This window comes from Streptomyces sp. NPDC044061, from assembly GCF_056434305.1.
This window is the reverse complement of sequence record NZ_JBWKFL010000059.1, coordinates 19,655-39,444: the sequence shown is the minus strand read 5'-3', so window position 1 is coordinate 39,444 and position 19,790 is coordinate 19,655. Positions and strand designations below refer to the sequence as shown.

The window sequence follows — 19,790 nt, the reverse complement described above, 5'->3', positions numbered from 1 at the left end:
TGCTCATGTTGCTCTTGCCACTCACTATCTGGACTGCTTCCTCCGGGACTCAACCGTCCCAGTATCAGGCTGTCCAGTTCAGCGGGGGAACTTCAGATGGCCAGCCCCCCGTTTTGACGTAGCAACAACCGCAAGCTGTCCGCAGCGCGGGCGGTGCGGCAACCAACACCAAAGCTACAAGACCCCACTGACAACGCCCCGCGAAACAACAGCACTTCGGTCTCTACGATGGCCTTCATGCGCGTCTTGCCCGTTGTTCCGCAGTCGACCTTCGTACCTGGACTGGTCTGACCGGGCCGCACATGCAGCACCACGTCGGGCGGCTGTGGGAGTCCACGAAGGTGTCGGTGCGGGAACTCGCACCGGACTTCGGCCGGGGCCGGCCTTGGGCACTGCCGTACACCGACCGCGTCCTGCTCGTCGTCCTCGCCTACCGGACCAACCTCACCATGCAACAACTCGGATCCCCGTTCGTCATATCCCACGCGGCCGCCCACCGAGCCATGATCCGGCCCGCAGGACCGCTCGCCGAACTCCTTCGACCACCGCCCACCGACCGGCGAGAACTATGGATCGTCGACGGCACCCTCATCCCCGTCTACGACCAGCAGCACACTGCGCAGAGCAAAAATTACCGGCCAAGTGTGAATGTGCAGATCGTCTGCCGGGCACGGGACCGCCGCATCGTCGCCGTCCGGAAGGCGTCGCCGGGCAACCGCAACGATGTAGCCGTCTTCCGCGAAACCCTCCACAAGACGCTGCCGAGCGACCATCGCCGCCTGTCCGGTGACGGCGGCCACCGCGGATACGACCGTGTCCGGACACCTCGCCGCGGACCCGACGACCGCATCATCAAAGACCGCAACTACCGCCGATTCCGAAGGCGCCGTGCCGCCGCAGAACACACCATCGCCCGGCTCAAAGACCACCAGATCCTCCGCCAAAGCAGACGCCGCGGCGAGGCCATCAACCACACCCTCACCGGCGTCCCCGCACTCCACAACCTCAAGCTCGACATCCGGTAAACCAAGTATCCCTCGCGGGAAGCACGTCCCGGTCCGCATTACGCGATAGCTCTTAGGTCCAGATGGGCCGCATCCTCGAACACCACCTGCGCGCCCGCGGCCGCTCCGTCCGCTTCCTCCACGGCGCCACCCCGTCGGCCCATCGCCAGGAACTCGTCGACGCCTTCCACACGCCCCCGCCGCCGCCCGGGTGTTCATCCTGTCCGTCAAGGCGGCTGGCACCGGACTGACCCTCACCCGAGCCGAGCACGTCATCCACTACGACCGGCCCTGGAACCCCGCCGTAGGTCGAGGACCAGGCCACCGACCGCGCCCACCGCATCGGACAGCACCGCACCGTCCAGGTCCGCCCCCCGGATCACCGAGGGCACCGTCGAGGACCACATCAACAAACTCCTCGCCCGCAAACGCGCCCTGACCGACGCCGTCCTCGCCTTCGGGTAAAGCGCCCTCACGAACTCCACGACACCAAACTGTTCGCCTTCGTCATCCTTGGCAAGTCAGCGTGTCAAGCCAGTATGCCGACGCTGATCGACAGATGATCTGTCGGCTTCCGCAGTCGGCCGTCAACGCATCTATTACCCGCGCTCTCCAAGGACTCGCTGCGCACCCTCGGAAAGGGCATGGGGCCGCGACATGGCCGACGGCTTTGATCAGCGGCGCCCACGCGGCTGCAGCCAGGGCTTCGGCGCGCTCTTCCGGTTTGGTGATGGTGCAGGCAAATGCGTCTACATGGCGTTGATGAGCTTCGACCCGACCGGCAAGGGCCGCAAGAGGTGGGGCATGCACTGGAAGGCACCCCTGCACGCCTTCCAGATCGCCTTCGAAGGCCGGCTCACCTCAGCCAACAACTGAACCTCAAACGAAGGTCAAGTGAGTCTGACGCTTCAGCTGTAGATCATGGTTTTTGCGCATTTCTGGTGATGCATAGGATACGGGATGGTTCATGCTTCATCGTGCGCGGGTGCGGCGGTGGTGGGAGCGGGCGATGCTCTGGTGGAGGCGGCGGTAGCCGGACCAGGCCAGGCCGTGCCGGATGCGCTCGGCCCGTCGGTGAAGAGCTTGTCTCAAAAATGCTATGGAATAATCATGGCAAAGCGATCAAATCCACCCACCTGCGTATCAGCATACGAGATACTGTTCCACTTGTATGGTTCCTGTGAAGGTCGCTGCTACTGTTCCCGCCGTGATCCGGACATCCACCCCGGCGCTGACGCGGCGTCGCGCCGTCGACCTGATGCGGGTGCGCAGCGCGAGCTGTTGCCCCGCTCTCGCCGTGGCCTGCTGCTGAGTCTGACGAACACTCACACGCGCGCTCACTCCTCCCGGCCGTGACCCCCACGTGCGCGGGCACGCCTAGGCACATGCTTCCTCCGGGCGCTCGGCCACAGGCCTTCGCGCTTCCGGTCGTCGAACCTTGCGGTCATCCGCTTCCCCCTGCTCACGCCACACGCGTCCGCGCGCCTTCTTCTGCCCGGACGCAACCCACGCGTGGGCCGCCTTCCGAGGAGTCCAACCATGCGCATGAGACGCGCCTCCGTCCTGGCGACCGCCGTCGTCGTCGCCACCCTCGCCTCTGGTATCACCCTGACCTCAGGTAACGCGTACGCCGATCCCGGCGTCGGCGTTACCGCCCACCAACTGGTCGGCGTCGGCTCGGACGTCACACAGGACGTCCTGGACGCGCTGGCCGGTGAGACCGTAAACGGCACCAGCTACGCCTCGAGCGCCGTCACCGCGGACGGCTACACGCTCGCGTCCTACGACGCGACTGAGCCGGGCACCGGCTCCACGACCTCGCAGATCCAGACCCGGGCGGAAGGCCCGAAGTTCCTGCGCCCCAACGGCGCCAACGCCGCCCGTGTCGCCCTGAGCGACTCGGTCGCGGGTGGCAACTACGCTGTCTCCGCCAGCGCGAACGATGGCACGGTCAACATCAAGGACCAGATCGACTTCGCCCGCAACACCAGCGCGCCCGCGGTCGCGGGCACCGCGCTGACCGCTATCCCGTACGCCCGCGACGCGGTGGGCTACGCGGCCAAGGGCACCGCGCTCGCCCACCTGACGAAGCAGCAGCTGCACGACATCTACACCGGGGCGCTGACCGAGATCGACGGGGTGAAGATCCACCCGTTCATCCCCAACTCGGGGGCCGGTACCCGCACCTTCTTCCAGAAGGCCATCGGGGTCACCGACGCTCAGCTGGGCAGCAACGTCGACACACTGGACTACAACGGCAAGGCGGTGCAGCAGAACCGCCTCAACGACGTGATCAAGAACGACGGCGACCTCGTCCCGCTCTCCGTCGCCAGCTTCGTCGCCCAGCACAACGGCACCGCCCAGGACCGCAGCGCGACCGCGGTGACAGGCGGTGCGTTCGTCGGCGCGCTGGACGAGGAGAACAGCGGGACCTACACCCCGCCGGTGATCGAGAATGCCGACGGCAGCCTCTCCTCCAACCCCGACTTCTTCGCCGACACCACCTTCGGCCGTGACGTCTCCAACGTGGTCGCCACCCGGGCCATCGACCCGACCAGTGTCTTCTTCAACCAGGCCCTGTACGACGTCTTCGTGACGGACGGCGACCACAAGGCGGCGCTGGCCTCCGGCACGGCAAAGTCCGTGATCGAGAAGTTCGGCTTCCTGAACGTCAGTTACAACGGCGTCGCCGACCCGACCAACAAGCACGTCAAGCGCGGCGGCCTGGAGGACCCCAACCTCTCCACGGCGGTTCCGGCGGCCCCGTCTGTGACCGCGACGCCGGGCGGCGGCACGCTGAAGCTGTCCTGGGCCCCGGCCGCGGGTGCCGGGGTGAGCGACTACCGCGTCACCGTCCTGGACGGCAACGGCGCGGCCGTGGGCGGCTACGCCTACAAGGACGTGCCCGCCGCCAATACCAGCGCGCACCTCACCGGCCTGGCGGCCGGCACGTACACCGTCACCGTCTACGCCGCCGATATCAACGGCAACAGCGACGCCACCACAAAGACCGTGACCGTCCGCACGGCGACGACCGTGACCGCCACGGCCGCGACGGCGAAGCCCGCCTATGGCACCACCGAGTCGATCGCGGTGACCGTCGGCCACACCGACACCGCCGTCCCGACCGGCACCGCCAGCGCCTACTACGGCAGCACCAAGGTGGGGTCCGCCACCTTGAACTCCTCCGGGAAGGCCACCGTCAAGGTCGCCACCGGCAAGCTCGGCGCGGTCGGCGCCAAGACCCTGAGTATCCGCTACGGCGGTGACGCCACCCACGCCACCTCCTCCCACAACGTCTCCTTCACCGTCGTCAAGGCCGCCCCGGCCCTGACCGTTACCGCCCCGGCCCGGATCAGCCACACCAAGCACGCTGTGATCACCGTCAAGGTGAGCGCCACCGGCGTCACCCCGACCGGCAAGGTCAAGATTTACAACGGCACCACGCTCGTCGGCAGCGGCACCCTCACGGGCGGCAAGGTCACCATCACCATCGCCAAGCTCTCCAAGGGCAAGCACACCCTCAGCGTCCGCTACTCCGGCAGCGCCTACGTGAACGCCAAGTCCAAGAGCATCACCGTCACCAGCTACTGACACACCATCAGTCCCGCACAGGGACCGCTCAGGTCCGGAGCCGACGCCATGCCGGCTCCGGACCCGTGGACGCCGTATCGCCGCAATGGCCGTGAGCAGAGCCGTATCACCGTGAAAAGCGAGGAGTGAAGAGACCTTGGGCCTCCCGTTCACCGCACCGGGCGAGGACAGACCACGGCGGCTGTCCACCGCACCGGGCACCGGTGACCGCCTCTTCAGGGGCATGCTGCGCACCTCCGGGCTGGCCGTGCTCGCCGTCATGGCGGCCGTCGGCCTGTTTCTGCTGCTGCGTGCTCTCCAGGCGCTGCGCACCTCCGGGTTCTCCTTCCTGATGACCGAGCGGTGGGAGCCTGACGCCCACAACTTCGGCATCGCCGCCGTCCTCACCGGCACCGTGCTGATCGCCGTCGTCGCCGTCGTGGTGTCGGTGCCGCTGGCACTCGGGACCGCGCTGTACATCTCCGAGATCGCGCCCGATCGGCTACGCCGCACCCTGATCGCGCTCGTCGACCTGATGGCCGCGGTGCCGTCCGTGGTCTACGGCCTGTGGGGCCTGTTCTTCCTGCAGAGCAAGGTGATCGGCCTGTCGCGCTGGCTCTCCACCTGGTTCGGCTGGATCCCGTTCCTGCACGTGGACGGGGTGCGACAGGACGACCCGCTCGCGTCCGCCAGCGTGTACACCGCCTCGACGTTCGTCGCGGGCATCGTGGTCGCGCTCATGGTGGCACCGATCCAGTGCTCCGTCATGTGCGAGGTGTTCAGCCGCGCGCCGGCGGGCGAGCGGGAGGGCGCGTACGCGCTCGGCTCGACCCGGGCCGGGATGATCCGGACCGTGGTCCTGCCGTACGGGGCCGGCGGCATCATCGGTGGCACCATGCTCGGACTGGGCCGCGCCCTGGGCGAGACCATCGCGGTGTACCTGGTCATCTCCCCCGTCTTCGAAATCCAGCCGCACGTCCTGCAGACCGGTGCGAACTCGGTCTCCTCCCTGATCGCCCTGCACTACGGCGACTCCTCCGAGTTCGGCGTGTCCGCCCTGATGGCGGCCGGGCTGGCCCTGTTCCTGCTGACCCTGGTGGTCAACTTCACCGCATCGTCGATCGTGGCCCGCTCCCGGTCCGGCGCGCAGAGCGAGGCATGAGCCCATGACGACCACTCTCGACCAGCCCGCGACTCCGGCGACCGGCACCACCACCCTCGTACCGCGCCCCGAGCCCTCGACCGAACCGGAGCAGCACCGTCGCGTGGGCGGAGCCCGCCGGGAGGACGCCCTCGCCCTGGGTGGCTCGGCCGCGACGGGCCTCAGCCTGGCCTTCCTGCTGTTCGGCCGGCTGGCGCCGCTCTCGGGGGCGCTCGGCTTCGCCGTCGTCGCCTACCTGATCTTCCTGCTGGTCCACTCGGTGCTGGTGTGGATGGACGCGTCGGACGACGGGGTGCGGGTTTGGCCCGTCGTACGCGACCGGCTGCTGACCGTCGTCGTGACGTCCGCCGCCGTCCTGCTGTTCAGCGCGCTGGTGCTGGTTGTCGGCTTCACCGTGCTGCGGGGATGGCACGCCCTGCCGCACGGCAGCTTCTACGCGCAGGACATGCAGGCGGCCGGCCCGCTGGACCCGGTCACCGTCGGCGGGGTCAAACACGCAGTCCTCGGCACCCTGATCCAGATCGCCATCGCGCTCGCGGTGACCATTCCGCTGGGCATCGCCTGCGCCGTCTACCTCGGCCAGGTGCCCGGCAGGTTCTCCCGGTTCGTGCGGACCATCGTCGAGGCGATGACCGCGCTGCCCTCGATCGTGGCCGGTCTGTTCGTCTACGCGAGCTGGATCCTGATGCTGGGCTTCGAGAAGTCGGGCCTGGCGGCGGGGCTGGCGCTGAGCGTGATGATGCTCCCCATTGTCATCCGCGCTGCCGACGTGGTGCTGCGCCTGGTGCCGGGCACCCTGACCGAGGCCGCGGAGGCGCTGGGCGCGCCGCGCTGGCGGACCGTGTGGCACGTGGTACTGCCCTCCGCCCGCTCGGGCCTGGCCACCGCCGTCATCCTGGGCACCGCGCGCGGCATCGGCGAGACCTCCCCGGTGCTGCTCACGGCCGGGGCGACAGCCGCGCTCAACGTCGACCCCACCCACGGCCCGATGATGTCCCTGCCGCTCGCAGTGTTCACCTTCGTCAGGTCGCCCCAGCCCGCAATGATCACCCGGGCCTTCGGCACCGCCCTGGTGCTCCTGGCACTGGTCCTCCTCCTCTTCACCCTCGCCCGCACGATCGGCGGCCGCGGCCCCGGGCAGCTCAGCCCCCGCCAGACCCGCCGCGCGGACCGCCGCTCGCGGCGCGACCTGGAGCGCCTCACAGCTGCCGCCGGCACCGATGTCCCCGACCCCGATCCCGATCCCGTTTCCGCAGAGGTGGACTGATGCTCCGTCGAATACGTTCCGCGCTGCGGTGCGCCGCCGCAGCCCTGGTGCCGGCTGCGGCACTGCTGCTCGCCGCCGCCCCCGCGGCCGCCACGAGCTACACACCCATCAGCGGAGCGGGCTCCAGCTGGGCCTTCAACGCCGTCGACCAGTGGCGCCGCGACGTCAAGCAGTACGGGATGCAGGTCTCGTACAACCCGCAGGGCTCCTCCTACGGCCGCCAGCAGTTCCTGGCCGGCACGACGGACTTCGCGGTCTCGGACATCCCCTTCCAGACCCATCCGACGGACGGCTCCGCCCCGGAGCGGCCGGTGGCGGGCTCGTACGCGTACATGCCCATCGTCGCGGGCGGCACCGCGTTTATGTACCACCTGACCATCAACGGAAAGCAGGTGACCAACCTGCGCCTCGGCCAGGACACCCTGGCGAAGATCTTCACCGCGACCGTGCGGTACTGGGACGACCCCGCGATCAAGGCCGATAACCCGGGCCTGAAGCTGCCGCACCGCACCGTCGTACCCGTCGTCCGCTCGGACGGCTCAGGTTCCTCGGCGCAGTTCACGCTCTGGCTGTCGAAGCGGCAGAGCGGGCTGTGGAAGGCGTACTGCGCCAAGGTCGGCCGCAGCAACGCCTGCGGGGAGACCTCGTACTACCCGACCGTCACCGGCATGATCGCCCAGTCCGGCGACCTCGGCGTGGCCGGCTATGTCTCCCAGGGCTACGGCGAGGGCTCCATCGGGTACGTCAACTACTCCTACGCCCTCAACGCCCACTACCCGGTCGCCAAGCTGCTGAACAGGGCCGGGTACTACACCGAGCCCACCGCGCCGAACGTCGCGGTGTCCCTGCTCAAGGCGAAGATCAACACGAACAAGAGCTCCGCGGACTACCTCACCCAGAACCTGGACGCCGTCTACACCGACAGCGATCCGCGCTCCTACGTGCTGTCCAGCTACGCCTACATGATCCTGCCGCTCAAGGTGCAGGGGACCTTCACCAAGGCCAAGGGCACGACGCTCGGCGCGTACTCGTACTACTTCATGTGCCAGGGCCAGCAGCAGGCGCCGCAGCTGGGCTACTCCCCACTGCCGATCAACCTGGTGCAGGCCGGGTTCGACCAGATCCGCAAGATTCCCGGCGTGGTCCCCAAGAACGTCAACATCAAGGGCTGCCACAACCCGACCTTCAGCCCGGACGGCACCAACAAGCTGGCCACCACCGCGCCCATGCCCGCGGCCTGCGACAAGAAGGGCGCGACCCGGCAGTGCGCCACCGGATCCGGCGGTGCCAAGTCGGCGTCCCAGGGCGGCGGTTCCACCGGCGCGACCGGCACGTCCGGTGGCGGTACGGCGGACGCCAACACCGGAGGAGCCAGCGGGGGAACGGGAGGTTCCAGCGGCGGAACGGGCACCACCGGGGGAGCGGCCACCACCGTCGACCCCGACACCGGTCAGGTCGTCACCTCCGCCGCCACGGGCAGCAGCGGCGGCGGCGCCACAGTGCTGGCCTCGCCCGTCGCCGTGATGGCCAACGACGGCTGGAGCGGCAGGCAGACCCTGATGATCCTGGCCGCCCTCACCCTGCTCGTCGTCGTCCTCGTCCCCGCCGTGAGCGCGCACCTGCTCTCCGGCCGCAACGGCAGGACCATCGCAGGGGAGCAGAAGTGAGGACACGTCAGATGTTGCGCGCCCTCGTGGGCGCGGCCGCGGGCTCCCTCGCGGGCGCGCTGCTCGCCCTGGCCGTGGCGCCCGCCGCCTCGGCCGGTCCATCCAACGCCGCGGCGGCTACCGGCTCCGCCGTGACCGTCTCCGGGCGCGGCGAATTCGCCGACATGAGGTTCACCGTCAGCCAGACCAAGGGGCTGACCGACCGCGCCGTCACCGTCTCGTGGACCGGAGGCACGCCCACCACATTCGCGGGCACCGACTTCAAAACCGACTTCGTCCAGATCATGCAGTGCTGGGGCGACGCCGACGACACCGACCCGGACAACCCCGGCCCCCCGCGCACCCAGTGCGAGTACGGCGCCTCCCCCACCACCGACCGCTCCAACTGGCCCGGCAACGGCTACGACGACACGCGCGCCGTCATCTACCGCGCCAAGCCCGGCAACTACGGGCAGGACGACACCTACGGCTCCACCATGCCGTACGGCCTGGGCGAGGTGCCGTTCAAGGCGGTCGACGGCACCGTCATCACCAGCGGCACGCAGAACAACAAGCTCTTCAACCACTCCACCACCAACGAGATCGACTTCGCCCGGACCGGGGCGGACGGCACTGGCTCGGAAATCTTCGAGACCCAGACCGTGAACGAGGCGCCGCAACTCGGCTGCGGCGCCCCGCTCACCCATGCCGACGGCACCGTCACGGGACGCTCCTGCTGGCTGGTGATCGTCCCGCAGGGCCACCTCGACCTCGACGGCGCGCCCTACGAGGACCAGACCCAGGTCAACGCGGGCTCCCCGGTGGCCTCGACCAACTGGAAGAACCGCGTCGCCATCCGCCTCGACTTCAACGCGGTCGGCGCCTCCTGCAAGATCGGCGCCAAGGAGCAGGACACCACCGGCAGCGAGCTCGTCGCCGAGGCAATGACCAGCTGGCAGGCCAGGCTCTGCGGCACCGGCACCGGCACCGTCTACGGCTTCACCCAGCTCGGCGACTCCGACACCCGCGCCCGGATCACCTCCGGCGCAGACACCCTCGGCTTCGTCAGCCGCCCGCTCGGCTCGGACGACGGAACCACCGCGCCGCCGGGCACGGTGACCTATGCTCCCGTCGCCCTCTCCGGCGTGGTCATCGGCTTCAACATCGAACGCCAGCCGGGCTCCCAAGCCACCAGCAAGCAAAAAGCTCTGGCCGGCTCCAGATTCACCACCCTGAAACTCACCCCACGGCTGATCGCCAAACTACTCACCGAGTCCTACCGCAACTCCCCCTGGGGCGCGGTCAGGACGGTCTACGCGAACGGCACCGACACCCTGACCGCAGCCAAGGGCTACAGTTGGGCTCTACACAATCCGACCGGCCTCCTCTCCGATGCCGAGTTCCTGGCGCTCAACCCGGAATACGCCAACCAGGCCATCGCCGAGAACCCGAGCACCGACACCGACCTGGAGGTTGCGCTCGGCCACACCGACGCGGCCCGGCAACTGTGGAACTACGTGCTCGCCGACAAGGACGCCCGGCGCTTCCTGGCAGGCGTGCCGGACGACGACGGCATGCGCGTCAACCCGTACTACAGCACCAACACCGACCTGAACCCCGCCGGCTCCGCCTTCACCGCCACCCGGGACGACTACCCCAAGGCCGACCCGTGGACCACCATCCCGCCCGGGTCCGCCGAGGCCACCGTCAAGCAGGGCATGACCGACTTCCGCCCCTACGTGGACGACATGCTCCTCGCCGCCGTACATGCCCGCCGCGGCGACCAGCTGTGGAAGTCCAGCTGGGACGCGAACGCCAACCCACCGGTGTGGAAGTCCCCCGGCCCGCAAAACGTCGGCCAGCGCTTCCAACTGGTCGTCACCGACGCAGCCTCGGCCGCCCGATACGGTCTGCAAACCGCCAGCCTGCTCAACTCCGCAGGCCACTATGTCACACCGACCACGGCCGCACTCACCGCCGCAGCCAGCTCGGCCACGGGCCGCCCGCCCGTCATACCGGTCACCGCGTCCCAGCCGGCCGCATACCCCCTTGCCATGCTGGTCAACGCCGTGGCCCGGCCCGGACAGCTGAAGGCAGCGGAACGGACCAGCTACGCCACACTGCTGCGCTACACCGCGCAGGAGGGCCAGCGGCCCGGCATCGAGCTCGGCGACCTGCCGCTCGGATACGCGCCGCTCAGCAGCGCGATGCGCGCCCGTACGCTCACGGCGGCGAAGCAGCTCGCGACCTACAAGGGCGCTCCCGCGGACAGTGGTTCGTCCACGTCCAAGACCGGCGGCGACCAAGGCAGAGCGGGAACCGCCACAGGCGGCAACGGAACGGGGCCCGGCACCGGCACTCCTGCGGGCACCACGGCGTCACCCGCAGCCGCTTCCGCCGGCCCGCACGGCACCATCGCGCCCAACCTGATCAGCACCGCCGGCGGCCTGACCCCGGCCGACCCGGCGGTCCCGCTCCGACTCGCCCTTCCCATCGGCGCGGGACTCGGCGCGCTCACCGGGATGATCGCGCCGTTCGCGGCCGGCTGGCGGCCCCGGGGAGCGACCGCCGCAATGTCCGCAGCGCCGGCCCTCGTCCGCCGTACGACACGCCGACTGGGCGGGAGGTTCCGCAGGTGACCGCGACGACCGACAAACAGGCCGTGCATTCTGCGGCCGTCCGCACGACCAACACAGCCGCCGACAAGGAGACCGCGCCTCCGACAGCCGCCAGCCTCACCGACACCCCGGCCGGCAGGCGCCGCCCGGCGACGCCGTACGTGGTCGGCGGCGCACTACTCACGGTGAGCGTGCTGCTGCTCGGCATCTGCGCGCAGCTGGTCCTACTCAGCCCGCTGGAGCACCGCGCGGCCCAGTCGGCCGGTTTCGACAAGCTACGCGGCGAGCTGGCCGCCGGAACCGCAGCCGTGTCGCAGACCGACCAGAGAGGCCGGCTGCTCGCCCCCGGCACACCTCTGATGCTCCTGGAAATCCCCAAGCTGCACGTCCACGAGGTGGTCTTCGAAGGTACCGACTCCGACGTACTGGCCAAGGGCCCCGGCCATCGCCGGGACACTCTGCTGCCCGGCCAGGCCGGTACCGCCGTGATCATGGGCCGGGCCGCCGCCTACGGCGGACCGTTCGGGGAACTCGACGAACTGGTCCCCGGTGACACCTTTCGCATCACCACGGGCCAGGGACGCTTCACCTTCCGGGTCCTCGACCTGCGGCACGCCGGCGACCGCGCCCCGGCCGCACCCGCCGAGGGCAAGGGACGCGTCGTTCTGATGACCGCGACCGGCACGCCCTACCTCCCGGCGGGCGTGCTGCGACTCGACGCCGACCTGGTCGGCAACGCGGCCGACACCCCAGCCCTGAGGATCACCCCGGAGTCCCTGCCGTCGAGTGAACTCCCGCTCCGCGGCGCCTCCGTCGTCTGGTGGGTGCTCCTGCTCTGGCTCCAGGCCCTGGCTGTCGCCTCCGTGGCGGCGGTCTGGGCCTGGTTCCGCTGGGGCCGCCGCCAGACCTGGATCGTGTCCGTCGGACCGTTCTGCGCCATCGGCCTGGAGGTCGCGGAACAGGTCACCCGACTTCTCCCCAATCTGCTCTGACGGCACAGGACCGAGGTTTTCGAACATGACCGACACCACCGCCACCACGGAAGAGACGGGAGCGCGCGAAGTGGCCGCCAAGACCCAGCCCCTGACCTTCGGCGCGAGCGAGAAAACGACGGATGCGTCGGATACGGCGCCCACGGCCGGCCCGCCCGCCGTCCTGCGCGCCCTTAACCCGACCACTGCCACCGTCACTGCCGGCGCCGGTCCGGCCGAACTGGACGCCCGCCAGGTGTCCGCCTGGTTCGGGAGCCACAAGGTGCTCGACCGTGTTTCCCTGACCATGCCGACTGGCCAGGTCACGGCCCTGATCGGCCCGTCCGGCTGCGGCAAGTCCACCTTCCTGCGCACTCTCAACCGCATGCACGAGATGGTGAGCGGCTCGGCGCTCGCGGGCGAGGTGCTGCTGGACGGCACCGACATCTATGCCCCGGGGCGCAGACTCACCACGGCCCGCAGAGACATCGGCATGGTCTTCCAGAAACCCAACCCCTTCCCGGCGATGTCCATCTACGACAACGTGCTGGCGGGACTGAGGCTGACGGGCGTCAACGCCAGCCGATCCACCAAGGATGCACTGGTCGAAGAGTGCCTGACCCGCGCGGGCCTGTGGAAGGAGGTCCGCGACCGCCTCCGCCAACCGGGCGGCGCACTCTCGGGCGGCCAGCAGCAGCGCCTCTGCATCGCCCGAGCGCTTGCCGTCCGCCCGCGCGTACTGCTGATGGACGAGCCGTGCTCGGCCCTCGACCCGACGTCCACGCGGCGCGTGGAAGAGACGATCCACAGCCTGTCTCAGGAGGTCACCGTCGTCATCGTGACCCACAACATGCAGCAGGCCGCACGGGTCTCCGACCAGTGTGCGTTCTTCCTGGCAGAACAGGGCGCCCCTGGCGGCATCATCGAACACGGCCCGACCACCGCGATGTTCCACAACCCACAGGACCAACGCACCGCGGATTACGTCAACGGACGCTTCGGCTAAAGACCTTCGACGATGTGGGATACGTCGGGGCATCACGACTGTCGCGCGTCGCTCGGTGTGAGTACGGCAGCCCGATCTGACAGCGGGTTCACGGCGCCGTCGTCGATCACGCGGTCGGCCGCATTGGTCGCGGCCCTCGCGGTCGCTAACGAGCTGATCGCCCGCGCCGACGAGACCGAACGGCTGAGGGCTGCCGCCGTCGAACCCGCCCAAGAGCACGTCGTCTTGGCCGGTGCCCTACCTCGCCGTCGACCCCGACAACCGGCTCGTCGCCGACAGCCTGAAAGCCGACTGGAACACCGCCCTGCGCGAACTCACCCAAGTCCCAGGAAACACACGAGAACGCCAAGAACAGCGGCCAAGGCGTCCTCGCCGGATCACGGCGAAGGCAGCGGCAAGCCAGCGAGAGGCAGCACCGCAACGAAGCACGGTGCACCCGGTAAGCGCGGCGCCATTGCCGCCGGAAGACCCCGCAACCAGGGCACGGGCGGATGCCGCGCGCCGCGCCCACCCCACGCTTGCCGATGCCACCACATTCTGGGAGACCTACCAACACACCGGCCGCCTTGAGTACGGTCGTAGACGAAGTTCTCGCCGCCCATGGCCCAAGCGTCCTCACTGTCAGTAACGGCACAGAACCCGCCCGGCGCCCCGGCCATGCAGCCACGTCCTGCCCCTGGCCTACGGACCCTTCAAGGGCCAGCCCCAGGAAGCGGCCTGCACCCTCCTGCTCAGCGAACTCACCCAACAGACCTTCGGTGACAACGCCGCCTTCCACAACGACGCCCTCACCACACCCGGCATCGACAGCCTCCTTGCGGAGGGTTGATGCGGCCCAGTGGGCTCGGCGATGTGGGCGGTCAGCCCGTGGAGGCGAGTGCGCCGACCCGGTTGTTCAAGGCGGCGGAGAACTGGTCTGTGACCTCTTCCAAGGATGCTTGGGCGGTGGGGGATGTGACGGTGGGGGTGCCGTCCTCGCGGGCGATGTCCCGGTCGAGGATGAACCAGCCCGCCACGATGTGGGAGGCGCCCATGGAGCTCAGGACCGGACGCAGGGCGTAGTCGATAGCCAGGACGTGGGCCTGGCTGCCGCCCGTGGCGAGTGGCAGTACCGTCTTGCCGGTGAGGGCGTACTGCGGGAGAAGGTCCAGCAGCGACTTCAGCAGGCCCGAGTAGGCGGCCTTGTACACGGGTGTGCCGATCACCACCCCGTCCGCCTGCGCGAACAGGTCCGCGACGGCGGTGATGGCCGGGTGCCGCAGGTCTGCGCCGAGCAGCGCGTCGGCGGGCAGGGTGCGCACCTCCAGCGGGGTCACCTCGTGCCCTTGCCGGCGGAGACGGTCGTCCACGTGGCGCAGCAGCCGTCTCGTACGGGAGGTGGGGGAGGGGCTTCCGGAGACGGACAGGATGGCGGCCATGGGGTCACCTTTCGGGATCGCGGTCGAGGGGGCGTTACGCGGTGCGCGCGGTCACCAAGCGCTGGACTGCACGGTGATCAGCGGGTGCAGGTGGTTGCGGAGGTTTTCCAGGAAGGAGACGACCTCGGCTGCCACGGACCGGTGCTGGAGGTCGTTGAGGACGTCGTGGTGGGCGCCGTGCACGACCGAAAGGCGGGCGCGGGGCAGGGACTTCGCCGCGCGCTGCAGTGCCTCGTGGTCGGCGAGCGGGTCGGCGTCGCCCACCAGGAGCAGGACCGGCAGATCGGTGTCCGCGTCCTGTACAGCGGCTGCCAGGGCGTCGGGCAGCGCTTGCCCGAGCGAGCCACGCCGCACCTCCGGGTCCTCGGTGAGCTTGCTCCGGTGGGTCGGGCAGGAGGTGCGGACCTCGAGCTCGTCGTCCCAGCTCCCGGCGGACTTCGCGCCCCGGCCCGGCACCCCCGCGAGGACCACCGCGTCGGGCCGTGCGGTGAGCGCCGTGCCCGTATGGCCGAGGAGCGCGGCCACGGCGGCGGCCCCCGAGTCGGCTGCCACGATCACCACGGGCTGTACGACACCGTCCCCGGCGGCCGTGTCCTTGATGGCCTCGTTGAGCCGGGCCGCGAGTTCTGTCAGCGAGGCGGTGTCATGCGCGGGGCCGAGGGCGGGGGCGTCGATCACCCGCACACGGTAGGCGTCGGCGGCGAGCCGCTTGCCGAAGCGGTCGTAGGTAGCGCGGGTCTCGCCGCGGCCGGGGACCACGGCGACCGTGCCGCGCACGCGCAGGCCCTCTGGTGTGAAGTGGTCGCTGTACTGGGTCATCGGGGCTCCTTTGTGGAGACCGCGGCCTTCAGGCCGGGGAGGAAACGAAGCTCCTGCGGGGCAGGGCAGAGGAAGTGGTGGCCGGTACGTTGCTCACATGCATCTGCGGTACTCCTTCCGGATTGAGCCGACGCCTGGTCAGCGCATCTCGCTGGCCGGTACATTCGGCTGCGCCCGGGTGGTCTGCAACGATGCGCTTGCAGCTCGTAACGCGGCGTGGCGGGTGGAGGCGGGAAACCTCGTCCTTTAGGGCGGGGAGGATGTCGATGGCATGCCTTTCGCATACGTCGTCGCGGGCGATCGGCCCGGCTGTGCTCAGTCGGCCACGAGCGCGTGCTCGCGGCTGTGACGGTTGGCGGGGATCGGCAGGCCGAGGTTGCCGCGCAAGGTGTCGGTGGTGTACTCGGTGCGGAACAGGCCGCGGTTCTGCAGGATCGGGACGACGCCGTCGACGAAGAGGTTCAGTTCTTCCTCGGTGCGGAAGGCGAGGTTGATGCCGTCGAAGGTGCCGGCGTCGAACCATCGCTCGACGGTGTCGGCGACGGTGCGCGGGTCACCGACGAACGGTGACTGGCGGAACTGGTTCACGGACTCCGCGACTTGGCGAAGAGTCAGGTTCTCTGTGCGAGCCCGCTCGATGAGCTTCGCGGCCCCGGTACGGCCGCCCTTCTCGGCCAGGTGCGCGACGTCCGGGAAGGGCGCGTCGAGGTCGTGGACGCTGAAGTCGTAGGCACCGAAGGAGCGGCCGAGTAGCGCGAGGTTGCGCTCGAAGTCGTTGTCCTCCTCGAAGATCTCCCGTTCGCGGCGGCGGGCGGCCTCGTCGGTGGCGGCGACGACTGGCCCGGCGTGGATGAAGATCTTGATGTGGTCGGGGTCACGGCCGTAGGCGGCGGTGCGCTTCTTGATGTCGGCGTAGTACTCCTGTGCCTGCTCGAGGGTTCCGCCGGGCGCGTAGATGCCTTCGGCGACCTGGGCGGCGAGGTCGCGGCCCTCCTCGGACACCCCGGCCTGGAAGATCACCGGCTGGCCCTGCGGGGAGCGGGAGAGGTTCAGCGGGCCGGCCACCGTAAAGTGCTCCCCGACGTGGTTGAGTTCGTGCAGCTTGGCCGGGTCCAGGAAGACGCCTCGCTCGACGTCGGCGGGGAAGGCGTCGTCTTCGTAGGAGTCCCACAGTCCGCGCGCGACTCGTACGAACTCCAGGGCGCGGCCGTAGCGGGTGGTGTAGTCGAGGTGCTCGTCCAGCCCGTAGTTGCGGGAGGTGCCGGTGTCGAAGCTGGTCACTACGTTCCAGCCGGCGCGTCCCCCGCTGATGTGGTCGAGGGAGGCAAACCGGCGGGCGAGGTTGAAGGGCGAGTTGTACGTCGAGCTCGCGGTGCCGACGAGGCCGATGTGCCGGGTGTGGGTGGCGACCGCCGAGAGCAGCGTCAGCGGCTCCAGGCGGTTGAGGTAGTGGGCGGGGTAGGTGGCGTTGATGAACTGGCTGTCGACGATGAACAGGGCGTCGAACAGGGCGTGTTCGGCTGCTTGGGCCTGCCGGATGTAGTAGTTGATGTCGATGCTGGCGTTCTTCGCGACGCGCGGGTCCTTCCACAGGCCGTGTTGGCCCGGGCCGCCGACGCCGTAGGGGTGGAGCGCGAGATGGATGGTGCGGGGCATGACTTGTCCTGCCTGTCGAGGGTTCAGTTGTGCAACAGGGCGCGCAGGGAGTCGCGTTCGGCCCGGTCGGGCGGCGCGCCGTGCAGGGTGGGCGCCGAGCTGAGGAGCAGACGCGTGTAGGCGTGCCGGGGTCGGTTGACGACGTCGCGGGCGGAGCCGGACTCGACCAGTTCGCCCTGGTAGAGGACCGCGATGCGGTCGGCGACGCCGGCGACGGAGCCGAGGTCGTGGGAGATGAACACCAACGCCACACCTTCGTCGCGCAGTTCCTTGAGTATCTCCAGGATCTGCACTCGATTGGCGGAGTCCAGGGCGCTGACCGGCTCGTCGAGGATGACCAGGCGTGGCCTCGTGACCAGGGCGCGGGCCACCGCGGCGCGCTGGCGCTGTCCGCCGGAGAGCTCGCCGGGCAGCCGGTCGAGGAGGTCCTCGGTGAGACGGAGGCGGGGCAGAAACTCCCTGATGCGGACTGCCGCTTCCTCGCGGGTGGCGCCGCCGATGAGCAATGGCTCGGCGAGTGAGGCCTCGATGCTCAGGTCCGGGTCAAGACTGCGCAGGGGGTCCTGGAAGACGTACTGGATCACGCTTCTGCGACGCAACGCCCGCCACTGGCGGGTGCTGTGGGAGGTGACGTCCCGGCCGTCGACGGTGATCGATCCGGCGGAGGCGGGCACGAGGCCGAGCGCGGCCCGCGCCAGGGTGGACTTGCCCGATCCGGTCTCGCCGATGATGCCGACGGCTTCTCCCGGTGCGACGCTCAGCGAGACGCCGTGCAGGGCGCGCCGGCGCCGGCGGCGCAGCCCGTAGTGCACGTCCAGGCCCTCGATCTCGAGGATCGGTCCGGGGGTGAGGGGGGTGGGATCGCTGCTCACGCGTCCTCCTCGGGGGCGAGGAACTTCTCCAGGCCGTACTGTTGGTGCTCGGCGATGAGTAGGCGGGTGTAGTCGTGCCGCGGGTGGTGCAGCACCTCGTGGGTGGGCCCGTGCTCGACCACCTCACCCCGGCGCATGACGAGGATCTCGTCGCACAACTGGGCGACGACGGCTAGGTCGTGGGAGACCACCACGAGGGCGAGGCCGGTGCGCTCGCGCAGGTCGGCCAGCAGGTCGAGGATCTCGGCCTGGACGGTGACGTCGAGCGCGGTCGTGGCCTCGTCGGCGATCAGGATGCGTGGTCCTGCGGCGACGGCCGCCGCGATGAGTACCCGCTGGAGCATGCCGCCGGACAGCTCGAACGGGTATTGGGAGAAGACCAGTTCGGCGTCCCTGAGGTGGACGGCACGCAGCAGCTCGATGGCCTGCCGGCGAGCCTCGCGGCGCCCCACGCCCTTCTTGACCCGGACGACCTCGGCGACCTGCTTGCCCACGGGGATCGAGGGGTTGAGGTAGGAGGCGGGATCCTGGAAGACGGCACTGATCGTGGCGCCGCGCAGCGCTGTCCACCGGGCGGGCGTGAGGCCGGTGATGTCGCGGCCCTCGATCTCGATGGAGCCGCCGGTGACCTCGAAGTGGGCGGGCAGGATGCCCAGTGTGGCACGGCAGGTGAGGGTCTTTCCGCTGCCGGACTCGCCGACGATGCCGACTGTCCTGCCGGCGTTGAGTGTGAAGCTGACGCCGTGGACGACTTCGCGCCCGTTGGCCTGGTCGCTGATGCGTACGTCACGCACGGACAATGCGGGTGGCGTGGGGGCGGCCGGGGCTGCGGACCCGGGCCTTTCGGCCTGGTGGCTGTCGGCGGGCAGCTTCTGGGAGAGGGTGCTCATCACGCGCCTCCGGCGGGAGCGGGGTCGGCCTGGTCGAGCCGGTTGGCACGGGCCCGGCGGTTGTTGAGCAGCGCGCGGCCCGCCTCGCCGGAGACGTCGCGGATGGCGTCGGCGAGGACGTTGCACGCCCAGACGGTGATCATGATCAGGAGAGCGGGTGCGAGCGGCGCCCATGGCCGTTGGCCGAGGTAGCCGAGGTCGGAGGCGAGGAGTCCGCCCCAGGTGGGCGCGGGCGGCTGGACGCCGATCCCGAGGAAGGTCAGGCTCGACACGATCACGAAGCCGACGCCGACGGTCTGCGCGAGCGCCACAGCGATAGGCGGTAGCACCTTGGCCCAGACATGACGGCGTACGACCCACCCGACCGTCGCGCCGGCGATGAGCGCGGCCTCGACGTACGGGGAGCGGGCCACTGCCAGCGTGGCGGCGCGCGAGACCCGGTAGAACAGCGGGGACACCAGCGCCCCGGTCACCAGCATCGCCTGCGTGATGCCGTTGCCGAGCAGGGCGACGACGGCGACGGCGAACAGCAGGAAGGGCAGGGCGATGAGGGTGTCGGCCAGCCGGAGGGTGATCCATTCGAAGGTCCGTCCGAGATACACCGACAGAATGCCGGGGATCAAACCCACCACCAGCGCCGTCAGCGCGACCTCGAGGGAGCCGAGGACGCTGATGCGGGAGCCGTCGAGCAGCCGGCTCAGTACGTCCCGGCCGAGGTAGTCGGTGCCCAGCCAGTGGGCGCCGGAGGTGGCGGTGAGGGTGTTGTCGCTGGTGGCCAGCGGATCGTGCGGGGCGAGCAGCGGGCCGAAGGCCGCCAGCAGGGCGATCACCGCGAGGACGGTGACGGCTATGCGGGCGGACGGCAGCGCGAGGACACGGCGCACCATG

At 69.6% G+C, this 19,790-nt stretch carries 15 protein-coding genes and 2 pseudogenes; 11 read left to right on the top strand and 6 right to left on the bottom strand.

Features of this window, described 5'->3' with window-relative positions; all coding sequences use genetic code 11:
• Positions 1–302 precede the first annotated feature (302 nt).
• From AC07CM_RS44715 to AC07CM_RS44670, 10 genes and pseudogenes are all read left to right on the top strand, one after another.
• Positions 303–1,025 carry a transposase gene (locus AC07CM_RS44715; RefSeq protein WP_478882308.1) on the top strand — a complete coding sequence of 241 codons (723 nt, stop codon included), beginning with the start codon at positions 303–305 and terminating at the stop codon, positions 1,023–1,025.
• Positions 1,026–1,081: 56 nt separating this feature from the next.
• Positions 1,082–1,469 (top strand): annotated as a pseudogene (locus tag AC07CM_RS44710) (helicase-related protein); the annotation flags it as partial.
• 276 nt (positions 1,470–1,745) lie between these two features.
• Positions 1,746–1,880, top strand: a pseudogene (locus AC07CM_RS44705) (IS256 family transposase); the annotation flags it as partial.
• A 663-nt stretch (positions 1,881–2,543) separates the two neighbouring features.
• Positions 2,544–4,598, top strand: coding sequence for an Ig-like domain repeat protein (locus AC07CM_RS44700; RefSeq protein WP_478882307.1), 2,055 nt, complete (start codon positions 2,544–2,546; stop codon positions 4,596–4,598).
• A gap of 136 nt (positions 4,599–4,734) precedes the next feature.
• A complete protein-coding gene (pstC, locus tag AC07CM_RS44695; protein WP_478882306.1) occupies positions 4,735–5,739 on the top strand; it encodes a phosphate ABC transporter permease subunit PstC in 1,005 nt (334 codons plus the stop codon).
• A 4-nt stretch (positions 5,740–5,743) separates the two neighbouring features.
• The gene (gene pstA, locus AC07CM_RS44690; protein WP_478882305.1) at positions 5,744–7,006 is read left to right on the top strand and encodes a phosphate ABC transporter permease PstA; all 1,263 of its coding nucleotides are present in this window, start codon (positions 5,744–5,746) and stop codon (positions 7,004–7,006) included.
• Positions 7,006–8,673, top strand: a complete 1,668-nt coding sequence (locus AC07CM_RS44685) for a substrate-binding domain-containing protein (RefSeq protein ID WP_478882304.1) — start codon at positions 7,006–7,008, stop codon at positions 8,671–8,673. Before pstA ends, AC07CM_RS44685 begins: the two co-directional genes overlap by 1 nt.
• Positions 8,674–8,684: 11 nt before the next feature.
• Positions 8,685–11,291, top strand: a complete 2,607-nt coding sequence (locus tag AC07CM_RS44680; protein ID WP_478882303.1) for a hypothetical protein — start codon at positions 8,685–8,687, stop codon at positions 11,289–11,291.
• A complete protein-coding gene (locus AC07CM_RS44675) occupies positions 11,288–12,262 on the top strand; it encodes a sortase (RefSeq protein ID WP_478882302.1) in 975 nt (324 codons plus the stop codon). The genes AC07CM_RS44680 and AC07CM_RS44675 overlap by 4 nt, the downstream gene beginning before the upstream one ends.
• A 25-nt stretch (positions 12,263–12,287) precedes the next feature.
• Entirely contained in the window at positions 12,288–13,247 is a 960-nt protein-coding gene (locus AC07CM_RS44670) for a phosphate ABC transporter ATP-binding protein (RefSeq protein WP_478882301.1), read from the top strand.
• 860 nt (positions 13,248–14,107) lie between these two features.
• Here AC07CM_RS44670 and ssuE read toward each other — a convergent pair.
• Together ssuE and AC07CM_RS44660 are read right to left on the bottom strand one after the other, a co-directional pair.
• The gene (gene ssuE / locus AC07CM_RS44665; RefSeq protein WP_478882300.1) at positions 14,108–14,665 is read right to left on the bottom strand and encodes an NADPH-dependent FMN reductase; all 558 of its coding nucleotides are present in this window, start codon (positions 14,663–14,665) and stop codon (positions 14,108–14,110) included.
• 51 nt (positions 14,666–14,716) lie between these two features.
• On the bottom strand, positions 14,717–15,484 hold the full coding sequence (locus AC07CM_RS44660) for an alpha/beta hydrolase (protein ID WP_478882299.1): 768 nt from the start codon (positions 15,482–15,484) through the stop codon (positions 14,717–14,719).
• 97 nt (positions 15,485–15,581) lie between these two features.
• Here AC07CM_RS44660 and AC07CM_RS44655 point away from each other — a divergent pair, with 97 nt between their 5' ends.
• Complete coding sequence (locus AC07CM_RS44655; RefSeq protein WP_478882298.1) at positions 15,582–15,734, top strand: helix-turn-helix domain-containing protein; 153 nt, start codon at positions 15,582–15,584, stop codon at positions 15,732–15,734.
• 65 nt (positions 15,735–15,799) lie between these two features.
• Here the strand turns inward: AC07CM_RS44655 and AC07CM_RS44650 are convergent, their stop codons facing one another.
• The 4 genes from AC07CM_RS44650 to AC07CM_RS44635 are packed head-to-tail and all read right to left on the bottom strand — an operon-like array spanning position 15,800 to position 19,789.
• Positions 15,800–17,140: an NtaA/DmoA family FMN-dependent monooxygenase gene (locus tag AC07CM_RS44650; protein ID WP_478882297.1), complete on the bottom strand. Its 1,341-nt coding sequence runs from the start codon at positions 17,138–17,140 to the stop codon at positions 15,800–15,802.
• A 23-nt stretch (positions 17,141–17,163) separates the two neighbouring features.
• Positions 17,164–18,012: an ABC transporter ATP-binding protein gene (locus AC07CM_RS44645; RefSeq protein WP_478882296.1), complete on the bottom strand. Its 849-nt coding sequence runs from the start codon at positions 18,010–18,012 to the stop codon at positions 17,164–17,166.
• Entirely contained in the window at positions 18,009–18,902 is an 894-nt protein-coding gene (locus tag AC07CM_RS44640; RefSeq protein ID WP_478882295.1) for an ABC transporter ATP-binding protein, read from the bottom strand. Before AC07CM_RS44640 ends, AC07CM_RS44645 begins: the two co-directional genes overlap by 4 nt.
• Positions 18,902–19,789 (bottom strand): ABC transporter permease, encoded by an 888-nt coding sequence (locus AC07CM_RS44635; RefSeq protein ID WP_478882294.1) that lies wholly within the window; start codon positions 19,787–19,789, stop codon positions 18,902–18,904. The genes AC07CM_RS44640 and AC07CM_RS44635 overlap by 1 nt, the downstream gene beginning before the upstream one ends.
• Position 19,790 lies beyond the last annotated feature (1 nt).